This window comes from Bradyrhizobium sp. HKCCYLS20291 (assembly GCF_051167715.1).
Classification (GTDB): Bacteria; Pseudomonadota; Alphaproteobacteria; order Rhizobiales; family Xanthobacteraceae; genus Bradyrhizobium.
In genome coordinates, this window is the sequence record NZ_JBNPTO010000005.1 from 389,488 (window position 1) to 409,923 (window position 20,436).

Consider the following 20,436-nt stretch of genomic DNA (forward strand, 5'->3'; position numbering starts at 1 on the left):
CGCTCACTCCTTCACGGCGGCTTCGCTGTAGAGAATGCCGTCGCGGACCATCGCATCGACATTCTCCGCCGAAAAACCGAGCGAGGCGGCAATGCGTCGATTGTCCTGGCCGAGCAGAGGCGCCGAGGTGCGCACCGTCGTGTCACAGTCGGAGAAGCGGAACGGCAGGTTCGGCAGCGTCACCTTGCCGAGCACCGGATGCTCCTGCTCGATCAGCATGCCGCGGGCGTGGACCTGCGGATCGTTCACGACCTCTTCGATCGTCTGCACAGGAGCGGACGGCACACCTGCTTTATCGAGTGCAGCAAGGCAGGCATTCCGAGACGGCTGCGACAGCGTCCAATTGCGCACAATCTCCATCGCTTCGGCATAATGGGCGTTCCGCGCGGCAGGCTTGGCGAAGCGCTCGTCAGATGCCAGCACGCTCCCGCCGATCAGCGTTGCCAGCCGTCGCCATGCATCATCGACCTGCGCGGCAATGACAAGGTTGCCGTCCCTGGCCGGGAAGACTCCGTAGACAGTCGAGTCCGGCTGTCCGCTGCCGGTCTGCTTCGGCAAGTCGGTGCCGCCCGAGAGGAAGTAACGCTGAACCGCATAGTCGTGCATGGAGACCATGCAATCGTATAGCGCGAGATCGATATGCTGGCCTCGTCCGGACGACGCACGACCGACAAGAGCTGCATTGATTGCTGCGACACCATGAATGCCGGTGTACATGTCGGCCAGTGGCATCCGCAGCAGCGGCGGCGTTTCGCCGGGATTGCCCAGCTGCGCCAAGGCACCCGACATCGCCTCTGCGATCAGGCCGAAACCCGGACGGTCGGCATAGGGACCGGTGTGGCCGTAGGCGGAGACGGAGCAGTAGATCAGTCTCGGATTGCGCGCCGCCAGCGCCTTGTAGCCGAGCCCGAGACGTTCGAGCGCGCCGGGGCGGTAGTTCTCGATGAAGACGTCGGCCGTGTCGACCAGCTTCATCATCAGGTCGAGACCACGCGTATCGCGGAGGTCGATGCACAATCCCTGCTTGCCCATGTTCTGCTGCAGGAAGTAACCGGATTGTCCGTCCTTGAAATAGCCGTGGGCGCGGCCCGCATCGCCCTGCTTCGGACGCTCGACCTTGATGACATCTGCACCCATCGCCGCGAGGCAACGGCCCATGAAGGGGCCGGCCAGGAAATGGCTGTAGTCGATGACACGAATGCCTTTGAGTGGCAGATCCTGGAGCGGCAGATCTTGCGCGGTCATGCCTGCTCTCCTACGGAGTTGCCCTTTGGGCGCATCGGAATCATCAGCCGATGCTCACCTAGCTGCACCACCTCGCCGCGCTGATTGATCAGCTCGGAGGGCAGCACAACGATGCCCCACCCATCACGCCTTGTGGCGCGCATCGAACCGACACGGAATTTCACGTGCACGGTGTCGCCGAGCTTGATCGGCAGCTTGAAATCCCACGTCCAGCCCAGCGACATTCCCGGAAGGAAGCGGTAGTCGGCACGGGTCTTCAAGCCGTCGGCAAGCGACAGACCGAACAGCCCGTGGGCGACCCGCGTGCCGAATGGCGTGGTCTTGGCGTATTCCTCGTCGACATGAACGGGCGTAAAATCGCCGGTCAGTTCGGCATAGGCATTCACCATCGCTTCGGTGACCGTCACCGAGGGCGTGATGCATTCGTCACCCACCTTGGCATCGTCCCAGTAGCGCTCATCGGTCATGGCGCGTCTCTTTCTTAGTCTAGGCGCGGGGATTAATCGCCAGGGCGGCTTCAACGGCGCCTACGCTGGCTTGTAGGATTTCGACGTTGAGCCCGCCCGGCAGCTCAAGCCAGTTCGGCCCGGCAGGCAACGCCTTGGCGCCCCAGGCCGCAGCGCGGATCAGCACGCCGTCGAAATCATCGACCATGATGCCGAGATGAGCGAGACGCCCCTCTGGTCCGACAAAGTTCGGATCTTCGATCAGCTGCACGCTTCCGAGCACCCATACCTGGCGCGGACGTCCGGCGTCCGCAGGTTGCTCGTCGCGAATGGCGAGACCGAGCACGTCGCGAAAGAAGCCGACGTGACGATCGACGTCGGGCACGCGGATCGCGACGTGCTCGACATAAGCGCGCGGCAGCGACATCGTCTCAGGCCTTTCCAGGATAGTCGCAGCGGGCGTACTCGATGCCCTTGACCAGCGCGACGAGAGTGGAGTTGACCGGGGTCGGCACGTTGAGCCTGGCGCCCCAACGCACGACGGAGCCGTGGATGTAGTCGACCTCGGTCAGATTGCCGGACTGCAAGCTCTGCAGCATGGACGTCTTGAATTCGGGCGGCAGTCCAGCAGACGCCATCGTCCAGGCCCGTCGCGGTTCGGTAATCGAGATCTTCACGCCGGCGGCTTGCGCGACCGAGATGCCCTCCGAGATTGCGGCCAGCGCGCACTCTTCCAGAATCGGGAGCGAATAGAGGCCGCCATAGGTCAGACCGGTAATGGCGGTTACCCCACCGCCGGCGACGTTGATAAAGAGCTTGTCCCACATCGCGCCCAGGATGTTGTCGCTGAGCTGCGTGAGGATGCCGGCGCGATTGAAAGTCTCGGAAATCCGCCGGGCGCGTTCCGTCACGCTGCCGTCGAGTTCGCCGATGACCGTTTCCTTTCCCATGACCCCCGAGCGAACACGGCCAGGGCCGAGCAGAACCCCGCCGATGTAGGTCTTGCCCGCCATGACGCGGTCACGACCGACCTCCTCCGACAGGATGTCCTCGTGGCCAAGGCCGTTCTGAAGCGACATCACCACGGTCCGCGGCCCGATGATCGGCGCTGCCGCCCGGATGGCATCCCGCGTGTGGTAGGATTTGACCAGGACGATCAGGAGGTCTGCCTCCGCGCCCAGCTCGGCGGCTGAGGTGCAGGCCCTGACCTTCACAACGCTCTCGGCGTCACCTTCGAGCATCCGCAGGCCCGAGGCATTGATTGCGTCGACATGAGCCTGGAACGGATCAATCAGCCAGACCTCGGCCCCGCCGCGCGCCAGCGTACCCCCAATGGTCGAGCCAAGGGCCCCTGCTCCTATGAAGCAGATCCTCATCCGAACGCCTCTCCCTCGCCTGCCGGCGTTGGGGTGGGTTGGTATCAGGCCGGCTCACATTACGATATGCTATGGTCTTTATATCCATTATTGTGTTTCGCAATGACGCACCCGGATGATGCCGAGACCAGCCTGCTCGACCCTCGCCTGCTCAGGCTGTTCGACGCATTGTTCACCACGGGCAGCGTCACCAAAGCGGCCGAGAAGCTCGGTCAAAGTCAGCCGACGATCTCGATCTGGCTGGCACGGCTGCGCAGGGAATTGGACGATCCGCTCTTCGTCCGGTCAGCGGAAGGGATGCTGCCGACCCCGCGCGCCGAGGCCCTCATCGGCACGGCAAGGCAGGCCTTGGAGATGCTGCGTCGTCTCGCGGAGCTTCGCACCGACTTCGATCCGACCACTGCGAAGCGCCGGTTCGCCATCTGCATGACGGATGCAAGCCATGTCACGCTGCTCCCGTCCATTCTCGCTCACGTCCGCCGCGTTGCTCCTGGCGTCCGTATCGAGGCCAGGCAGATCGGCGCTGACACTCCACGGATGCTGCAATCCGGTGAGGCCGATCTTGCACTCGGCTACATCTCGGATCTCGACGCCGGGCACTTCCAGCAGGCGCTCTTTCCGCAGGACTGGGTCTGTTTGACGAGCGCCAAACACGCGCGAATCCGCGACCGCATAACGCCAAAGGATTTCAGGCGCGAGGCACACGTCCTCATTCGCTCCGGCACGGGACATCAGCTGCTCGCTGGCGCGCTACGGGACCAGCGGATAGTCCTTGAGGTTGCGCTCGAGCTACCCGGGTTTTTAGGACTACCCGCCATCGTCGGGACGACCGATCTGGTCGCCACGCTTCCGAGGCACATTGGCGAGACGCTGGCTCACTACTATGGACTGCACGTGCTTGACTGCCCGCTGAAGATCTCGGGGTTCACGGTAAAGCAATATTGGCACGCCCGTTTCCATCACGATCCCGCCAGCCAATGGTTGCGTGGTGTCTGTGCGGAGCTCTTTCAACAGCAGGAAGTACGAGGTCTCCATCGTTCGAGTCGGCCAAAACGAAGGCCACGCGTTTTGCAGTCGTAGTGGAGCACTTGTTGAAGTCGGCTTTTAACGTTGCTTGCCATATGACCAAAGCTGAACGCCCGGTTTGCGCCAGCTGCTACCGACATCCGACTTGCCCTGTTCCGATGTAGCGGAAGCCGGAAATCTCTCGTCTAGCTGCGATAGCGCTCGATACAGGAAAGATCAGGCACTATTCCGAGCCCCGGAGTTTCATCCAGTTCGACCGTACCTTCCCTCACGTTGATGATCGAGCCGCAAAACAAATCGCGCAACGGGTTGTCGTTGGTGTCGATTTCGAGCCAGCCATCACCGCCCACTCCGGCAAGAAGATGCGCCGACGCAAGCAGGCCGAGACCGCCGCCGAGATAATGCGGGCAAAACGTCTTGCCTGCCCTCAGGATGTCGCGAGCCAGCACGGCACAGGTGCTGAGGCCCCCCCATTTGGCGATGTCGGGTTGGACCACGCCGAGCACGTCTTCAGACAAGACGTGCCTGAATGCTTCGACGCCGGAAATGTTTTCGCCGGCGGCCAGCGGCATCGTCGCTTCGGCATGCAGCCTGCGCCATTCCTCACGCGGACGATCGGCGCGGATCGGCTCCTCCAGCCAACGCAGACCGAATTCGGCAAGCCGCGGCAGCATCTCCATCGCCTGCGCGACTGACCAGCCCTGATTGGCATCGGCGGCAAGCATGCCGGCGCCGATGATCTCGCGCAACGCATTCAAATTGGCAAGATCGGTCTCCGTGGCGAAACCGACCTTGAGCTTCAGCGCACGATGACCACGCTTGACCGCGGCCTCAGCCGTTTGCGCGGCAGCGCCGGGATTGATGCCGCTGGCATAGACCTTGATCTTGCGCGACTGTCCGCCAAGCAGTCGCCATAGCGGCAGCCGCTGACGACGCGCGCAGAGATCCCATAACGCAAGATCGATGCCCGAGATCGCCTGCGCGAACGGACCGGGTTCGCCGCATTGAAGCGCCAGAACTTCCGTACCCCTGGTCAGGGTCTCGAAAGCCTGAGCAGGACTGTCGAATGTGTGCCCGACGAGGCCAGGAGCAAGCACCTCGTTGACCAGCCGGGCACGATGCTCCGCGCCCGGCGCGGGAAAGTTCGACCAGGCTTCACCCCAGCCCTCGACGCCGCCTTCATCGACAACGCGAACGAAGACCGCAGGACGGTCAAGCATTTTGCCGAACGACGTCACCACCGGGGTTGCCAGGGGATACCGATAGCAGAACGCCGCGACCTCACGAATGGTGAAGCTGTCAGCCATGTTGCAGATCCTGCGATCAGGATGAGACAACGCGGAACCTGATCTCAGTCGGCCTCCGCGAAGTCACCCTCCTGCTTGATGTCGTGAACACCGGAAAGCGGGCTTTCCATGGTGTCCCCTTGGCCGTGGTCAGCCGATCGAGCCGTTCCACGCCGAGGCCGTTCTTGCGCAGGCTCGCCGACACCGCCGCACGGTCCGGAAAGTTCTTCAGAACGGCATCGAGCCGGATGGTGCGATCGGAAGAAACCTCCCGCTCGCGCAGTATACACAAAATCGAGGACGCGCTCGAACGTTTGCGGCGCAACTTTGCCGGCCCTGTTTTCTTACCTAAGAACGAGCCAGCTCGCGAAGTGAATCAGAAGATTCGTTAGAGTCCGCCTTCCTTGCGCAAATCTTCGCCAGCAGTGTAGCGAAGCAGGCCCGTGGCCAAAGGCGTCGAAGATATCCGCTGACGCCGACACAATGCCGATCACCGAACGGCCGGATCACAGGGCAGGCCAGTTTTCTGGTATGGAGAGCCGGCCCATCGTCGGCGAAGCGCCACGACACTGGGGATGCCATCGTTGGGATCGCACCTGTCCAGAACTACCAGCCGAGCGCAGCACCGTCGCTCCGAGGATCGGAGCCTCCGGCCAGGATGCCACTCTGCAGGTCGCGCGTAATGCCGTGGGCATGGCCGGCCATCTCGTTCCATGCGCCCCAGCGGTTGAGGACGTGGCCGCGCTGCGCCAGATCCTTGACAGTCTCTTCCGGGAAACGCCCTTCCATATGGAGCGTATCCCGGGCTTCGCCGAGGCCGAAGCGGCCGGAGAGGAAGCGCGGCAGCTCGATCGCTTCCTGGATATCGAGGCCGTGATCGATCATCGCCGAATAAAGCTGCAACTGAATCTGCGGCTGTCCGTCCGCTCCCATGCAGCCGAGCACGCTCCACAACTGCCCATCGCGCTTGGCGATCGAGGCGATCAACGTGTGCAACGGGATCTTGCCCGGCTCGAGCCGATTGGGATGATCAGGATCGAGCGAGAAATAGGCGCTGCGATTCTGCAGCACGACGCCTGTGCGGCCGGCGACCAGGCAGGATCCGAACGCACCGTACAGGCTCTGGATCAGGGAGACGGCGTTGCCGTCGCCGTCGACCACCGCGACATAGACGGTGTCGCCAGCGAGGCTGCCATAGGACGGGACCTGATCCCACCGCAGCGCGCGGCGAAGATCGATCAGTCCGGCGCGGCTGTCCGCATAGGCTTTGGAAATGAGCTGCTGAGCCGGCACGTCGACGAAGGCGGGATCGGCGAGCACGCGGTCACGGTCGTGATAGGCGATCTGCTTGGCCTGCACCATCAGATGCACGCGGTCGGGACCGAGCAGATCCTTCTCGTGCAGTCCGTGCGGCTCGAGCAGATTGAGCATCTCGAGCACCGAGAAGCCTTGGGTCGGCGGCGGCGTATTGTAGATCTCGACGCCGCGGTAGCGGCCGACGAGCGGCGTGCCCCAGCTCGCCCGCTGCTGCGCCAGATCGCTGTCGCAAAAGAAGCCTCCCGCCTCGCGCGAGAACCGCGTCAGCTCGTCCGCCACCGGCCCGGCATAGAAACCGTCCCAGCCCGCGTCCGCGATGGCGCGCAGCGTCCGGGCGAGATCCGGATTTGCGAGCCTCGCGCCCGCAGCGGGGACAGTGCCCCCGGGCATCAACAGCGCGGCCGCCTCCGGCTGCCGGCCGAGCTCGTCGCGCATCAGCTCGATGAAGCTCGCCAGCCGGGCCGTGACCGGAAAGCCGTCCTGCGCGTAGGCGATGGCGTTGTCGAGCACCTTGGCGAGCGGCAGGCGGCCGAAGGCGCGATGCGCCTCGGTCCAGCTGGCGACAGCACCGGGCACCGTCAGCGTGGCCGGGATGATCCCGCGCAGCGGGATCTCGCTGATGCCTCGGTCGCGCAACGCTGACAACGAGGCCGATGCGGCCGCCTTGCCGCCGCCGTTCAGGAATTTGACCGCTCCGCTGCGGCCGTCGTGGATCAGCCAGAACGCGTCACCGCCGAGGCCCGTCATGTGCGGATAGACCACCGACAGCACGGCGCTGGTGGCGATCGCGGCATCGATGGCGGAGCCGCCGGCGCGCAGGACGTCGACGCCTGCGCTCGAGGCCAGCGCATGCGGCGACGTCACCATTCCGCGGGGCGCAAGCGTGACCGGCCGGCCGGTGCTGATGTCCATGACAGATCCTCAGACGCCGGGCGGACGGGCAAAGCCGCCGAGGGCCTGCTCGACCAGCTGGGCAAATTTCAGCGTGGTGCGGTCGCCGAGATAGGGTCCCACGATCTGCACTCCGGCGGGGACGCTGCCGACCCTGCGGCCGGTCGGAATAGCCGTGGCCGGCAGGTTGGCAACCGTCACCAATCCGGGCCAGGCCAGGTTGTCCATGTACGGAATGCTGCCGCCATCCACGGCGAGGCGCCGGGTGAATTGCGCGGCGAGATCGAGCCGCTCGACATCGTGCGGGAACGCCACCGTGGGCGTGACCGGACAGATCAACACGTCGTAGTCGGCGAAGAAGCGACGCCAGGCGCGAAAGAGCTGATGGCGCTGCTCTCCTCCAGCAAAATGCTGCGGCAAGGATTGGCTGACCGCGTCGGCGACGCGGCGCGCGTAGCTGCCCTGCTCCGCCTGCTCACCTTCGGCGAGCAGCGCGGCGCGCGCGGGCGGCGGCAGCCCGGCCCCGATGATGCCGAACAGGGTCTGCAGATAGAGCTGGTAGCTCGCGGCAGGATCGATCGGCGGACGCGCGTCCCTGTCGACCGTCGCGCCGAGGCGGACGAGATCATCGACGAAGGCGTCGATCGCCGCCGCGTAGCCGCCGTCCAGCGGATAGGACTTTGCGTCGCTCCACACCGCCACGCGGAAAGCGCGGAGATCCTGATGCCGGGCGCGCGGCAGCCGCAGTTCGGCCCCCGCAGCCGCGATCTCGGGCATGCCCTGGACGACGTCGAGCAGCAGCTCGAGATCGAAGGCGCTGCGCGCCAACGGGCCAGCGACACCGAGCTCAGCCGGTGCAATATGTCCCGGCGGCGGCGGAATGTGGCCTTCGGTACTGACGAGGCCGTAGCTCGATTTGTGCCCATAGACACCGCAGAAATGCGCGGGCACGCGGATCGAACCGCCGATGTCGCTGCCGAGCTCCAGCGACGTCAGCCCCGCTGCGAGCGCTGCGGCGGAGCCGCCGGACGAGCCGCCGACGGTGCGCTCGCCGTCCCAGGGATTGCGCGTCAGGCCGAACAGCGTGTTGCAGGACTGGTGGTCGGCCGCCCCTGCCGGCAGGTTGGTCTTGCCGAAGATCACGGCGCCGCTGGCGCGGATCTTCGCCACGGCGACGGCGTCTTCCGGCGGGCGATAGCCGCGCAGGTCTTCGAGCCCGCAGGTCGCGGCCATGCCGGTCACGGCGAAGGAATCCTTGATCGTCATCGGCAGGCCATGCAACGGCCCGGCCTGCGCGCCGCGCGCGCGTGCCTCGTCGGCGGCGACGGCCTGACGGCGCGCGCCCTCTTCATCGAGCGCGACCACGGCGTTGCAGGATGGATTGACGCGCTTCACGCGATCGAGATGAATATCGAGCAGTTCGCGCGCACTGATGCGCCGCGCGGCCAAGAGCGCACGCTGCTCAGTGGCGCTGAGAAAGCAGATGTCATCGGCAGGCGTGCCGGTCGTCGACATTCCGTTCACAGACATGATGCACTATCCTATTTGTCCGGCCTTGCCGGCTACTGCAGCAAGATCCGGTGCGACCGGTGCTGTCCGGCCGACGCCGAGAAGGTTGAGCCCGAATCGATCGCGTAGCGGCGGCCACAGCCCCCGCGGCGACCACAGCATGACAATCACGGCGACCGAGCCCAGCGCGACCAGGTACCAGCCGGCGGACAGTCCGAGCTGGTCGGTGATGAGCTCGCGCAAGCCGAAGAATATCACCGTGCCGATGATCGGGCCTTCGAGCGTGCCGATGCCGCCGATCATCACGACGAACATCATGTAGACCACCCAGTTCACGTCGAACGCCGCGGCGGGCGAGACATAGAGATTGCCGAGGAAGGAGACCGCGCCGGCCAGCCCGCAACCGGCGGCGGACAACACGAATACGATGAAGCGATTGCGCTGGACGTCGACACCGACGCTCATCGCCGCGAGATCGTTGTCGCGCACGCTCATCAGGCCGAGACCGAAGCCGGAGCGCATCAGAACGAACAGGCCGCCGATGGTCCCGAGCGCCAGCGTCCCTGCCATCCAGAACAGCGCCGGCTCGAACCAGTCGAGATCCATGAGCCGGCTCGATTTCAAGGGCAGGCCCGACGTCCCGCCAAGCCAGCCGGCCTTCATGACGAGGGCGGCAACGATCTCCGAGAACACCCACATCGCGATCGAGAAATACGCCTCGCGCAGCCGGAACAGCGGCCGCGCGATGATCGCCGCCACCACGGCGCAGGCCAGCGGCGCGATCGGCAGAACCCAATAGGGCGACAGCTCGAACGTATCGGAGATCAGGAACAGGCCGTAGGCGCCGATGCCGACGAACACCTGGTGACCGAACGACACCAGCCCGGCATATCCGGCCAGCAGATTCCACATCTGCGCCATCGCCAGCACCAGCAGGCACTCGGTCGCAAACCGCAGGGTGCCCTCGCCGAGCAGCCATGGGCCGGCGACGAGCAGCGCCGCGGCGATGGTCAAGGAGATCGCTATTCCTCTCATCGGATCACGCCCTGCTCGCGACCAGACCGGCGGGCCGGATCAGCAGCATCACAAAGAACAGCAGGTGCGCATAGAGCAGGCCCGCATTCGCATCCCATTTCAGGCCGGCGAGCTGCGCCATGCCGAGCACGATGCCGCCGAGCAGCGCGCCCCAGAACGAACCGATGCCGCCGAGCACCACGACCTCGAAGGCGATCAGCAGGCGTTCGACGCCCGAGAACGGGGTGAAGCTCGAGCGGACCGCCAGCAGCACGCCGCCGATCGCGCCGAGCGCCAGCGACAGGCCCATGACGTAGTTGTAGACCATATCCGGCCTGACGCCGAACAAGCGGACGATGTCGCGCCGGTCTGCCGTCGCGCGCACGATGCGGCCGAATACCGTGCGCTTGAGCGCCCATTGCAGCAGCAGGAACAGCAGCACGGCGACGCAGAGCGTCAGCAACGGCATGACGCCGATGTTGAGCCCGAACAGCCTGATGCTCGCGCGGGAGAGCTCTCCGAGCTGCAATCCCCTGACGTCGGCCCCGAAGATCTCGACCATCAAATTGCGCAGCACGATCGAGACCCCGAAGGTCAGCAACAGCGGCGCCAGCGGGTCCGGCGCGCGGGCCACCCGGTTCATGATGCCAGCCTGATAGAGATAGCCGACGCCGAACGCCGCCAATACGACCGGGATCAGCACGAACAGCGGATGCACCTGCGGAAACAGGCCGACCAGCAGCACGGCGAGATAGGCGGCCAGCACCATGAACTCGCCATGGGCAATGTTGACCAGCCGCATCACGCCAAAGACGAGCGCAAGCCCGATGCCGAGCAAGCCGTAGAGCCCGCCCAGCAGTGCCCCGTTCACCAGCGTCTCCACCCAGGCCATGTCCCCTCGCTCACATCCCGAAATAAGCGTGTGTCAGTTCGGCGAGGCCGACCTCGCCCGCGCGCGCCGACAGCGACACGCGCCCCTTGAGCAGGCAGTAGATGCGGTCGCTCGCGCTGGCCGCGCGCTTGACGTCCTGCTCGACCAGCACCAGCGCCGTGCCTTCGCTGCGAATGTCGGCGAACGCGCCGTAGATCTGCTCGACCATGACCGGCGCGAGACCGAGAGAGATCTCGTCACACAGCAGCAGCCGCGGATTGCACATCAGCGCGCGGCCGATCGCGACCATCTGCTGCTGCCCGCCGGAGAGCTGGCGCGGCATGTGATTGCGCCGCTCCTGCAGCGCCGGAAACAGGTCGTACACGCGCTTGAGGGTCCACGCCCCCGGTCGCTGGCTCACCCGGCCCATCAGGAGATTCTCCTCGATGGTCAGCGTATCGAACAGCATGCGCCCCTCGGGCACCATGCCGAGGCCGAGCCGAGCGATGCGCTCGGCCGGCATGTCGACGATGTCACCGCCGTCGAACCGGACGCTGCCGCGCTTGCTGTCGATCAGTCCGACCAGCGCGCGCAGGAAGGTGGTCTTGCCGGCGCCGTTGGCGCCGACGAGTGCCACGGCTTCGCGCTCGGCGACGGTGAAGTCGAGGCCGAACACCGCCTGCAGGTCGGCGTGAAAGACGTCGAGGCCCGCGACCTCAAGCAATGTCATCGGCCGTCAGCCCCATATAGATTTCCTTGACCGTCCGGCTCTCCATCACTTCCGCAGGCGGTCCATCCAGCACCTTGCGGCCGAAATTGAGCACGAGGATGCGATCGGCGACGGCGCGCAAGGCGTGCGGAATGTGCTCGATCCAGATCATGGCGTGATCGGTCTTGACGCCCGCGATGATGTCGATCAGCCGCTCGACTTCCGGCTCGGTCAATCCGGCCGCGATCTCGTCGAGCAGGATCAGCCGCGGCTTGGAAGCAAGCGCCTTGGCGAATTCGAGCCGCTTGCGGTCGATCAGCGGCAACGCGCCGGCGACACGGTTCGCCTTGCCGGCGAGCGAGGTGCGGCCGAGCACCTCCATGGCCCAGCCGGTGGCCGCTGCGCCGTGCAGACCACCGCCATAGGTCGCGGCGACCAGCACGTTCTCATAGACGGACAGATGGGGGAACGGCTGCGGAATCTGGAAGGCGCGGCCGATGCCGAGCCGCGCCCGGCGATGCGGCGGCTCGTTGGTGATATCGCGGCCATCGAGCGTGATCGTGCCGGCATCCGGCTTGAGCAGCCCGACGATCAGGTTCAGCACAGAACTCTTGCCGGCTCCGTTCGGACCGATTACGCCGAGACACTCTCCGCGCGCGAGCTCGAATGCGAGGTCATCCGCGACGCGGATGACCCCGAAATTCTTGCAGAGACCTTCTACGCGCAGCACGCGGCCATTCCTCAGGCGAGCTTGGACAGCAGTGCGAGATCGGCCTGCTTCGGGATGAACGGCGCGGTGCCATTGTGCACGATCAGGAGCTCATAGGGCGACTTGCCACTCTTGGTCTTGCGCCATTGTCCGCCGGACAGCGAGGTCACCGCGACGTTCTTGATCGGGCTGCCCTTGAATTTCACGGGGCCGACGACGGTCTCGAGATCGAGCCCGGCGATGGCATCGCGCAGCGAGTTCTTGTCCTTGGGATCGCTGTTGCGCAGCGCCGCAAAGCCGACCTCCCAGAGCGCATGCGCATAGCCGATCGGCTGCGTCCATTGCTTGCCCGTCGTCTTCTCCCACTCGGCCGCAAGCTCGGCAGCCGTCTGGCCGGTGAGCGAGGATCTGAACGGATAGGCAGGCGTCCACCACACCTCCGTCGACATGCCGTCGCCGCGATCGCCGAGCGCGTTGACCGCGCTCGGGAACAGGAACGCCGCCGCGACGGTGCAGATCTGCGGTTTGAAGCCGGCCTGCGCGGCCTGATTCCACAGCGTGACCCAATGATTGCCGTAGGCAAAGCCCGAGACGATGTCCGCGCTGGCATTCTTGAAGGTCGACACCTGATTGGAGAAGTCGTCGGTCGCGATCTGGAAGCTGCCGGTCGTGACCTCCTGGAAGCCGGCCTGCCTGATGCCGGCCGGCAGACCGAGCTTCTGATCGGAAAACGCCGTGCCCGCGGGATTGTCGATGTAGAGCGTTCCGACCTTCTTGTTGGTCTCGACCGACTGCCACATACCCATGAAATTCTTCACGACGTCGTCAGCGCCCCAGAAGAAATGGAAGGTGTAGGGGAAGCCCTTGTCCGGCGTCGACTTACGCGGGAACATCCAGCCTTGCCAGGGCAGCATGGTCGAAATCGTCGGCACGCCGCGCGCATCCGCCAGCTCGCCGATCGGAATTTCGGCGTCGCCGTCCTCGACCAGGATGAGATCGCATTTCTCGCGCAGCACGAGCTCGCTGGCCACGACCGACGCGCGGTTGGGATCGGACTGATCGTCCTTGATGACGAACTCCACGGCGTAGTTCTTGCCGCCGATCTTCAGGCCGTCCTTCACCAGTCCCTTCATTCGCTCGTGAATCCAGGGATCCGGCTCGGCGAAGGCGGCGCGCACACCGGACAGGCATCCGGCCCAGCCGATCTTGATCGTCGTCGACGCTGCGCCGGCAATATTGACCAGCGGCACGTTGCTGGCCGCAGCCAGACCTGCGGTTCCGGCGGCCTTGAGCAGGCTGCGCCGGCTGACCTTATGAGCACCGATCTTCGTCACGACATGTCTCCTGCGAAATCATGGGTTGGTTGAAGGGCCGTCACTCTCATGCAGCCGGCCGTGCGATGCTGTCGCGACTGATCTCGCCGAAGCGCGCGAGCGTGTGCTCGATCGCGTGGGCCGGAATGTCGCGGACAATGAACACGAGGCGGGAGCTACGGTCGTCCGACGGCCAAGACTCCAGCACGATCGGCGGATGCAGCACATGCTGCACGGCGTGCACGACCACCGGCCCTTGCGGACGATCCTCGACATTGACCATCGCCTTGAAGCGAAGCAGGTCATCTCCCTTCAGCGCGACCACATAGTCCAGCCAGCGCGAGAAGGCGGCCCAGCGGATCGGCTCGTTCACCACGAGGCAGTAGGACGAGATGCCTGAGCCATGGGCGTGATGATCATGATGCGCCTGCGCGTGGACCTTGGCGGCTGACGCAAACCAGGCTTCGACCTGCCGCGATCGCAACTGCGGCGCGAACAGGCCGGCCTCGAACAATGCGTCCTGCGCGATCGCTCCGTGCGCCACGCGGATGACGGAGGCCGTCGGATTGATCGAGCGGATCGACTGCTCCACAGCAGCGATATTTGCGGCTTCGGCGAGATCGGATTTCGTCAACAAGATCCGGTCGGCCACGGCGATCTGCTTGATGGCTTCTTCATGCCTCTCGAACGAGGAGATCGCGTTGACCGCATCGACGGTCACCACGACACCGTCGATCCGATAGCGCGCGATGACGCTCGGCGCTGTCATCAGCGTGTGCAGCACCGGCACCGGATCGGCAAGCCCGGTGGTTTCGACCAGGATGCGCCGCACCGGCGGCAATGCGCCGCTGGCTTCACGCGACGACAGATCGTCGAGCAGCGCGACGAGGTCCTCGCGGACCGAGCAGCAGACACACCCATTGTCCAGCAGAGCGAAGCGCTCCTCACTGGTTTCGACCAGGAGGTGATCGAGACCGACCTCGCCGAACTCGTTGATGATCGCGACCACTCCGTCCATGCCGGGCTGACGCAACAGATGGTTCAGCACCGTGGTCTTGCCGCTGCCGAGAAAACCGGTCAGCACGGTGATCGGAATGAGCGGTTCACTGCTCATCGGTTTCGCTCATGGACCTTGCGACCCTCGAAGAAGGTCATCTGCACATTCGTCTCCGCGATCTGATCGGCGGGGATCTCGAACAGCAACTGATCGAGCACGATCAGATCGGCGGACTTGCCGACCTCGATCGATCCGGTGATGCCGCCGAGGCCTGCCGCCCGCGCGGCATCGATGGTGTAGATCTCGATCACGGTTGCCAGGTCGAGCGCCTGCTCGGGCCACAGCGCCTGGCCGGGAAAGTCGCCCGCCGGATTGCGCCGCGTCACCATGCCTTCGATGCCGTGCCAGGGATCGGGGTTCGGGATGACGGGCCAGTCCGAGCCGCCAGCCATCAGCGCGCCGGCCAGCTTCAGATCGCGGTTGGGCCAGAACCGCTCTGCCCGCTCCGGACCCATCGCCGCCTTGTGCGCCTCGAGGAAGATCGTCGGAAACCAGATGATCGGCGAGAGGTCGGCCGCAACACCGAGATCGGCGAAGCGCCGGATATCGTCGGGCGCGATGTAGCTCGCATGCGCGATGTGATGGATGAGTGCAGTCGGTCCGTTGAACGAGCGCACCACCTCGATCGCGTCGAGCGCCTGGGTCACGGCGGCATCACCGGCGCAATGGATCTTGGCTGCAAGGCCGAGCTTCTCGCATTTTCCAAGCCAGCGGATCAACTCCGGCACAGTCAGCATGGTGGTGCCACGAAAGCAGCAGCCGCGCACGGGATCTGTCAAATAGGGCTCGTGAAAAGCAGCCGTCTTGGCGCCGGGGACGCCATCGAGGAACATCTTGGCGTAGTCGGGCTTCACATGGGCGGAGCGATACTGGTCGCGCAACGCGAACAGTTCCTCGCCCGACGTACCGAACATGAAGCCAGGCTCCACGATGGGCATGGCGCAGACCGCCCACGCCGACAACTCGCCGCGGTCGTCGAGCCCTTTCAGCGCCGCCAGGATCGGCTGCATGCTCGCGGCGTCCACGAAGCCGGTGACGCCGAACGAGTTCAGCACGCCGATCGAGCGCGCAACAGCAGCGCGGTCCATCTCAGCCGTATAATGGCCCGCCTTCGCGAGCGCGCGCTCGATGATGCCGGACGCCGCTTCCACCATCAGCCCGGTCAGCCGGCCACTGTCGAGATCCCGGCCGATCTCGCCGTCGACGGGGTTTTCCGTCTCCTGGGTGAGACCTGCAATCCGCAACGCCTCGGCGCTGGCCCAGCGATTGTGATAGCTGTCGTCGCGCAGCAGCACGGGATGGCCGAGGCTCGCGGCGTTGAGCTCCGCTGCCGCGGCGTCGGTGTTGAGCCTCTGCAACAGGTCGTTGCCGAACTGTCCGCCGACGATCCAGCTTCCAGGCGCCGCCTTCTCCGCCGCGTCCCTCACCACAGCCGCAATCTGGCTGATCGAATGGCTCGACGGAAAGCGCAGCTCGTAGAGATCGGCCTGACCGCCCATCATGATGTGGTTGTGGATGTCGACGATGCCCGGCATGACCATGCGGCCTGCGAGATCCACTACCTCGGTGTCGTTACCGACGAAGGGTTCAACATCGGATTCCTCACCGACGGCGACGAAGCGCCCAGCCTTGACAGCCGCGCAGCTTGCCCAGGGACGGCCAGGATCGACGGTGTAGATCCTGCCGTTCCGGAACAACGTGTCGGCGCTGGTCTTGATCTCGCTCATTCCCCGATCCCGATTGCACCCTGAGCTTGTTCCGCGCTTCCGCCTCTCACAATCAGCCGTTTGGTTGATGACGCGACGAATCCCGCACCTGGCTCGTGCAGCGCCAACGGTTCGCGCATCAGCCCCACTGCCGTTCGACTGCAAAGCCCGTCTCGGGGAGTGTCGTTCCCCCATCGACCACAATGGTCTGTCCGGTGACATAGCCGGCCTGCTCGGAAGCGAGATAGAGCATCGCGTAGGCAACGTCGTCGGCGGTCCCGATCCGTCCCATTGGAATATGGCGAGCGACCCGCGACAGATTTTCGGGAGTGCTCAAGGTCCCTCGCCCGGGCTTCGCGATGAAGCCGGGCTCTACTGCGTTTGCGGTGACCCCGTCGCGCGCCAATTCGAAGGCTGTGCCTCGGATGAATGCGTTGATCGCTGCCTTTGCAGCCGAGTAGTGCGCGCCGCCGCCCATCGCCAGGCGCGACGAAATCGACGACGTCACGAGAATCCGCCCATATTGCTGCGTGCGCATGAACGGCACGGCCGCTTGGATGAGCCAGATGGCCGCGTTGAGGTTGATCGACAGGGCCTGATCGAGCTTGTCTTCGTCGAGTTCCTCGATTCCGGCCCAGGGGCAGCCGCCTGCGTTGTGCACGAGGATGTCGAGCCCGCCTAAACGGCCAGCCACGTCCTTCACGAGCTCGTGCAGACCGTCGCGATCAATTCGATCGAACCCCGCAGTGCTCACGGCGAGCCGGCGCCCGCTCAAATCAGCCGCGAGAGCATCGGCGACATCGCGCGAGCGATTGGCGATCACGACGTGCGCGCCCGCCTCCGCCAGCCGCGTCACGATCGCAGCACCGATGCCCCGGCCGCCGCCGGTCACGAGCGCAACGCGCCCCGTCAGATCGAACGGCTGGACCATGCTCAGATCACTCCTGCGTCTCCGGCCAGCCCGACGAAGCGCTCGAACACTTCCGCATGCCTGTCCACATCGGCCGACGAAGTCGCCGGGCATGTCAGCAGCATGCCGTGGAACGGCGTGATCAGGATGCCCTCGTTCATGTAGTAGGCATGCATCAACGTCTCGAGATCCGGCTGTCGCGCCGCGATCACGTCTGCGCCGTTGCGCGGCGGATCAGGCATGAACATGATCTCGATGCGGGCGCCGATCTGGGTCACATGCCAGGGCACCCCATGGCGGGAGATCGTGTCATGGGCGTATTTGGCAAGCCGTTCGGCGTGTTCGATCATCCGGTCATAGGCAGACGCCGTCAGCACGTCCTCCAAAACAGCACGCATCGCGGCGACCGCCAGCGCGCCGCCAGCCAGCGTGCCGCCGAAGCCAAGATGCGCCGATTGTCGGTGCCGGGGATTGACCGGCGGCACGATCTGCCACAGCCGTTCGGCGATGGCTTCGTCGAGCCCGAGAACGCCGGCTGGAATGCCGCCGGCGATCGCCTTGCCGGCGACGAGGATGTCCGGCTCAAGCCCGTGAAGCGCGGTGTAGCCGCCCGGTCCGCACGACAAGGTATGCGTCTCGTCGATGATCAACACCGTGCCGGCGCGCCGCGTCGCCTCACGCAGGGCGTGATGAAACCCGTCGGCGACCGGGATCATGCCGAAATTCGTCATCACCGGCTCGGTGAGGACGCAGGCTACATCGCCTGCGGCGAGCGCCGCTTCCATCGCCGCAACATCGTTGAATTCGACCACCTTCGCCACGGCGTCATAGGCGACTGCATTCGGGTGGATCATGTTGCGCAGACCGACCCGCCCGTCGCAAAGCTCGACATGCGCCTCGTCGACCCCGCCATGATAGCAGCCGGAGAACACCAGGACCTTGGCACGACCGGTGATCATGCGTGCGATCCGAATGGCCGCGCGGTTGGCATCGGTTGCCGAAGTCGTCAGCGTCCAGTAGCGATGACCGAAGCGGCGCGACAGCTCGGTGCCGATCCAAAGGCTGTCCTCGGTCGGCAACATCATCGTGGCGCCGCGCGCGATCTGCCGGGTGACCGCTCGCGTCACGGGTTCGGGCGCATGGCCACACATCGCCCCCGTGTCGCCAAGGCAGAAGTCGACATAGTCGTGGCCATCGATATCCCAGACATGGGAGCCCGTCGCCGCGTCCACATAGACGGGGAAGCCGCCAGCCCAACGTCGCATCCAGTGCGACGGTGCGCCATACAGGAAATGCCGCTGCCCCTCCCGCCACGCAGCCGCCGAGCGCGGATGCAGCTGCAGGAAGCGCGCCTGCTCCGCGTCGATCAGCCGGTCGAGCGCCAATTGACCTGGCGGATTCATAGCGAAATCCACGCGGTTTTCCGATCGGTGTATTCGTCCAGCGCGTGGAGCGACTTGTCGCGGCCGAAACCGGACTGCCTGAAACCTCCGAGGGGGACCGTCAGATCGGTGCCGCCATAGGTGTTGACATGCACAACGCCGGCATTGATCGCGCGCACCATCCGGTGCGCCGTCCGGAGCGATCCGGTCCAGACCGCGGCGGCGAGGCCGTAGGTGCTCGCATTGGCGAGCCGCACCGCGTCCTCTTCATCCTCGAACCACGTCACCGCGAGCACCGGGCCGAACACCTCCTCGCGCCACAGCTGCATGCCGGGATTCACACCGGCGAAGATCGCCGGAGCCATGTAGTAGCCGCCGCTGGCTTCGTGCAGCCGCTCACCGCCACACAGGCGCTCTCCGCCCTCCTCCTCCGCCGTCCGCACGACGTGGAGATTCCTGCTCAATTGAGCATCGCTATTGACCGCACCAATATCGGAACCGAGATCGAGCGGATCGCCGATCTTGAGCTTGGACGTGACCGCGAGCAGTTCGCTCATGAAGCGGTCATAGATTCCGGACTGCACCAGCAGCCGCGAGCCGGCCACGCAGACCTGACCGGAGTTGCGAAAAATGCCATTGACGGACACCCTGGCGGCCTGCTTGACGTCCACGACATCGTTGAAGACCACATTCGGCGACTTGCCGCCGAGCTCGAGATAGACCCGCTTCAGATTGGAGCGGGCCGAATACTCCAGCAGCCGTCGCCCGACCGGCCCCGATCCCGTGAACGCCAGCACGTCGACATCCATATGCATCGCCAGCGCCTCGCCGGCGGTGGCGCCTCGCCCGGTGACGACGTTCAGGACGCCGTCCGGCAAACCCGCCTCAGTCGCAAGCACAGCCAGACGCAACAACGTCAGCGACGCGGTCTCCGGCGGCTTCACCACCACGGAGTTCCCGGCAGCAAGCGCGGGCGCGATTTTCCACGCGCCGATCATCAACGGGAAATTCCACGGAACGATCACGCCGATTACGCCGAGCGGCTCGCGATGGATCAGACCGAGCACATCCCGGCTGGTCGGCGCGATCTCGCCATAGACCTTGTCGATGGCCTCCGCGTAATAGCGAATGGAGCCTGCTGCCGACAGCGGCTCCGCCTTGTAGGCCATGCCGATCTCGGTACCATTGTCGCGCACGCCGAGCACCGCAAGCTCGAGCGCATGGCTCTCGACGAGATCGGCGAACCGCAACAGCACCCTCTTGCGCTCCGCAGGCGCGACGCGCGACCATGCTCCGCTGTCATAGACTCGTCGGGCGGCCACCACCGCGCGGTCGATATCCGCGGCGTTGCCGTCGGCGATCGTCGTCAGCCGCCTGCCGTCGATCGGGGAGATCACGTCCAAAGACATGCCGGCTGAACTCTCGGCCGGGGCGCCGGCGATGAAGTGCCGTTGCGGAGAAACGGTCGCTGCGCGCAACGCGTCGATTTCGGATTGCAACATGAAGGAGCCCTGCGGAGAAACGGCCGGCCGATTGCCGCGCAGCCGGATCCGATCGTTCCTCATTCAGCCGGATGAGCCATTTCTCACAATCCACCGATAGGTGGATGTCATGCAACGCAGCAACTTCATAGGTTGCAGACAACACCCGCCTGCACACGACGACAGGT

At 65.1% G+C, this 20,436-nt stretch carries 18 protein-coding genes; 1 reads left to right on the forward strand and 17 read right to left on the reverse strand.

From position 1 onward, the window contains the following. Nucleotides 1–3 precede the first annotated feature (3 nt). From ACQR07_RS14740 to ACQR07_RS14755, 4 genes are read right to left on the reverse strand one after another with little or no spacing between them, the layout of a single operon-like run. Nucleotides 4–1,245, reverse strand: coding sequence for a CaiB/BaiF CoA transferase family protein (locus ACQR07_RS14740; RefSeq protein ID WP_434902987.1), 1,242 nt, complete (start codon nucleotides 1,243–1,245; stop codon nucleotides 4–6). Beyond that, the gene (locus ACQR07_RS14745) at nucleotides 1,242–1,712 is read right to left on the reverse strand and encodes a MaoC family dehydratase (RefSeq protein ID WP_434902988.1); all 471 of its coding nucleotides are present in this window, start codon (nucleotides 1,710–1,712) and stop codon (nucleotides 1,242–1,244) included. The genes ACQR07_RS14740 and ACQR07_RS14745 overlap by 4 nt, the downstream gene beginning before the upstream one ends. 19 nt (nucleotides 1,713–1,731) lie before the next feature. After that, nucleotides 1,732–2,118 carry a VOC family protein gene (locus ACQR07_RS14750; RefSeq protein WP_434902989.1) on the reverse strand — a complete coding sequence of 129 codons (387 nt, stop codon included), beginning with the start codon at nucleotides 2,116–2,118 and terminating at the stop codon, nucleotides 1,732–1,734. A 4-nt stretch (nucleotides 2,119–2,122) separates the two neighbouring features. Then, nucleotides 2,123–3,067, reverse strand: coding sequence for a ketopantoate reductase family protein (locus ACQR07_RS14755; RefSeq protein WP_434902990.1), 945 nt, complete (start codon nucleotides 3,065–3,067; stop codon nucleotides 2,123–2,125). A gap of 102 nt (nucleotides 3,068–3,169) precedes the next feature. On the opposite strand from ACQR07_RS14755, the gene ACQR07_RS14760 reads away from it, so the two are divergent. Then, nucleotides 3,170–4,147 (forward strand): LysR family transcriptional regulator, encoded by a 978-nt coding sequence (locus ACQR07_RS14760; RefSeq protein ID WP_434902991.1) that lies wholly within the window; start codon nucleotides 3,170–3,172, stop codon nucleotides 4,145–4,147. A 131-nt stretch (nucleotides 4,148–4,278) separates the two neighbouring features. Here the strand turns inward: ACQR07_RS14760 and ACQR07_RS14765 are convergent, their stop codons facing one another. The 13 genes from ACQR07_RS14765 to ACQR07_RS14825 form a co-directional block, all read right to left on the reverse strand. Next, nucleotides 4,279–5,400, reverse strand: a complete 1,122-nt coding sequence (locus ACQR07_RS14765; protein ID WP_434902992.1) for a mandelate racemase/muconate lactonizing enzyme family protein — start codon at nucleotides 5,398–5,400, stop codon at nucleotides 4,279–4,281. 585 nt (nucleotides 5,401–5,985) lie between these two features. Further along, nucleotides 5,986–7,608 (reverse strand): gamma-glutamyltransferase, encoded by a 1,623-nt coding sequence (gene ggt / locus ACQR07_RS14770; protein WP_434902993.1) that lies wholly within the window; start codon nucleotides 7,606–7,608, stop codon nucleotides 5,986–5,988. 9 nt (nucleotides 7,609–7,617) lie between these two features. Further along, nucleotides 7,618–9,117, reverse strand: coding sequence for an amidase (locus ACQR07_RS14775; protein WP_434902994.1), 1,500 nt, complete (start codon nucleotides 9,115–9,117; stop codon nucleotides 7,618–7,620). A gap of 6 nt (nucleotides 9,118–9,123) precedes the next feature. Continuing rightward, complete coding sequence (locus ACQR07_RS14780) at nucleotides 9,124–10,131, reverse strand: branched-chain amino acid ABC transporter permease (protein WP_434902995.1); 1,008 nt, start codon at nucleotides 10,129–10,131, stop codon at nucleotides 9,124–9,126. A gap of 4 nt (nucleotides 10,132–10,135) precedes the next feature. Beyond that, on the reverse strand, nucleotides 10,136–11,002 hold the full coding sequence (locus ACQR07_RS14785) for a branched-chain amino acid ABC transporter permease (protein WP_434902996.1): 867 nt from the start codon (nucleotides 11,000–11,002) through the stop codon (nucleotides 10,136–10,138). A 10-nt stretch (nucleotides 11,003–11,012) separates the two neighbouring features. Then, entirely contained in the window at nucleotides 11,013–11,711 is a 699-nt protein-coding gene (locus ACQR07_RS14790) for an ABC transporter ATP-binding protein (protein ID WP_434902997.1), read from the reverse strand. Beyond that, nucleotides 11,698–12,420 (reverse strand): ABC transporter ATP-binding protein, encoded by a 723-nt coding sequence (locus ACQR07_RS14795; RefSeq protein WP_434902998.1) that lies wholly within the window; start codon nucleotides 12,418–12,420, stop codon nucleotides 11,698–11,700. Before ACQR07_RS14795 ends, ACQR07_RS14790 begins: the two co-directional genes overlap by 14 nt. Before the next feature lie 11 nt (nucleotides 12,421–12,431). Then, nucleotides 12,432–13,733, reverse strand: coding sequence for an ABC transporter substrate-binding protein (locus ACQR07_RS14800; RefSeq protein WP_434902999.1), 1,302 nt, complete (start codon nucleotides 13,731–13,733; stop codon nucleotides 12,432–12,434). Between the two features lie 46 nt (nucleotides 13,734–13,779). After that, nucleotides 13,780–14,826, reverse strand: coding sequence for a CobW family GTP-binding protein (locus tag ACQR07_RS14805; protein WP_434903000.1), 1,047 nt, complete (start codon nucleotides 14,824–14,826; stop codon nucleotides 13,780–13,782). Further along, nucleotides 14,823–16,496 carry an amidohydrolase gene (locus tag ACQR07_RS14810; protein WP_434903001.1) on the reverse strand — a complete coding sequence of 558 codons (1,674 nt, stop codon included), beginning with the start codon at nucleotides 16,494–16,496 and terminating at the stop codon, nucleotides 14,823–14,825. The genes ACQR07_RS14805 and ACQR07_RS14810 overlap by 4 nt, the downstream gene beginning before the upstream one ends. A gap of 118 nt (nucleotides 16,497–16,614) precedes the next feature. Continuing rightward, complete coding sequence (locus ACQR07_RS14815) at nucleotides 16,615–17,406, reverse strand: SDR family oxidoreductase (RefSeq protein ID WP_434903002.1); 792 nt, start codon at nucleotides 17,404–17,406, stop codon at nucleotides 16,615–16,617. A gap of 2 nt (nucleotides 17,407–17,408) precedes the next feature. Continuing rightward, nucleotides 17,409–18,788: a transaminase gene (locus ACQR07_RS14820; RefSeq protein WP_434903003.1), complete on the reverse strand. Its 1,380-nt coding sequence runs from the start codon at nucleotides 18,786–18,788 to the stop codon at nucleotides 17,409–17,411. Further along, nucleotides 18,785–20,269, reverse strand: a complete 1,485-nt coding sequence (locus ACQR07_RS14825) for an aldehyde dehydrogenase (RefSeq protein ID WP_434903004.1) — start codon at nucleotides 20,267–20,269, stop codon at nucleotides 18,785–18,787. The genes ACQR07_RS14820 and ACQR07_RS14825 overlap by 4 nt, the downstream gene beginning before the upstream one ends. Nucleotides 20,270–20,436 lie beyond the last annotated feature (167 nt).

Coding starts and splice junctions, on each gene's coding strand:
- ACQR07_RS14740 (WP_434902987.1), bottom strand. CDS start 1,245: ATGACCGCGCAAGATCTGCCGCTCCAGGATCTGCCACTCAAAGGCATT.
- ACQR07_RS14745 (WP_434902988.1), bottom strand. CDS start 1,712: ATGACCGATGAGCGCTACTGGGACGATGCCAAGGTGGGTGACGAATGC.
- ACQR07_RS14750 (WP_434902989.1), bottom strand. CDS start 2,118: ATGTCGCTGCCGCGCGCTTATGTCGAGCACGTCGCGATCCGCGTGCCC.
- ACQR07_RS14755 (WP_434902990.1), bottom strand. CDS start 3,067: ATGAGGATCTGCTTCATAGGAGCAGGGGCCCTTGGCTCGACCATTGGG.
- ACQR07_RS14760 (WP_434902991.1), top strand. CDS start 3,170: ATGACGCACCCGGATGATGCCGAGACCAGCCTGCTCGACCCTCGCCTG.
- ACQR07_RS14765 (WP_434902992.1), bottom strand. CDS start 5,400: ATGGCTGACAGCTTCACCATTCGTGAGGTCGCGGCGTTCTGCTATCGG.
- ggt (WP_434902993.1), bottom strand. CDS start 7,608: ATGGACATCAGCACCGGCCGGCCGGTCACGCTTGCGCCCCGCGGAATG.
- ACQR07_RS14775 (WP_434902994.1), bottom strand. CDS start 9,117: ATGTCTGTGAACGGAATGTCGACGACCGGCACGCCTGCCGATGACATC.
- ACQR07_RS14780 (WP_434902995.1), bottom strand. CDS start 10,131: ATGAGAGGAATAGCGATCTCCTTGACCATCGCCGCGGCGCTGCTCGTC.
- ACQR07_RS14785 (WP_434902996.1), bottom strand. CDS start 11,002: ATGGCCTGGGTGGAGACGCTGGTGAACGGGGCACTGCTGGGCGGGCTC.
- ACQR07_RS14790 (WP_434902997.1), bottom strand. CDS start 11,711: ATGACATTGCTTGAGGTCGCGGGCCTCGACGTCTTTCACGCCGACCTG.
- ACQR07_RS14805 (WP_434903000.1), bottom strand. CDS start 14,826: ATGAGCAGTGAACCGCTCATTCCGATCACCGTGCTGACCGGTTTTCTC.
- ACQR07_RS14810 (WP_434903001.1), bottom strand. CDS start 16,496: ATGAGCGAGATCAAGACCAGCGCCGACACGTTGTTCCGGAACGGCAGG.
- ACQR07_RS14815 (WP_434903002.1), bottom strand. CDS start 17,406: ATGGTCCAGCCGTTCGATCTGACGGGGCGCGTTGCGCTCGTGACCGGC.
- ACQR07_RS14820 (WP_434903003.1), bottom strand. CDS start 18,788: ATGAATCCGCCAGGTCAATTGGCGCTCGACCGGCTGATCGACGCGGAG.
- ACQR07_RS14825 (WP_434903004.1), bottom strand. CDS start 20,269: ATGTTGCAATCCGAAATCGACGCGTTGCGCGCAGCGACCGTTTCTCCG.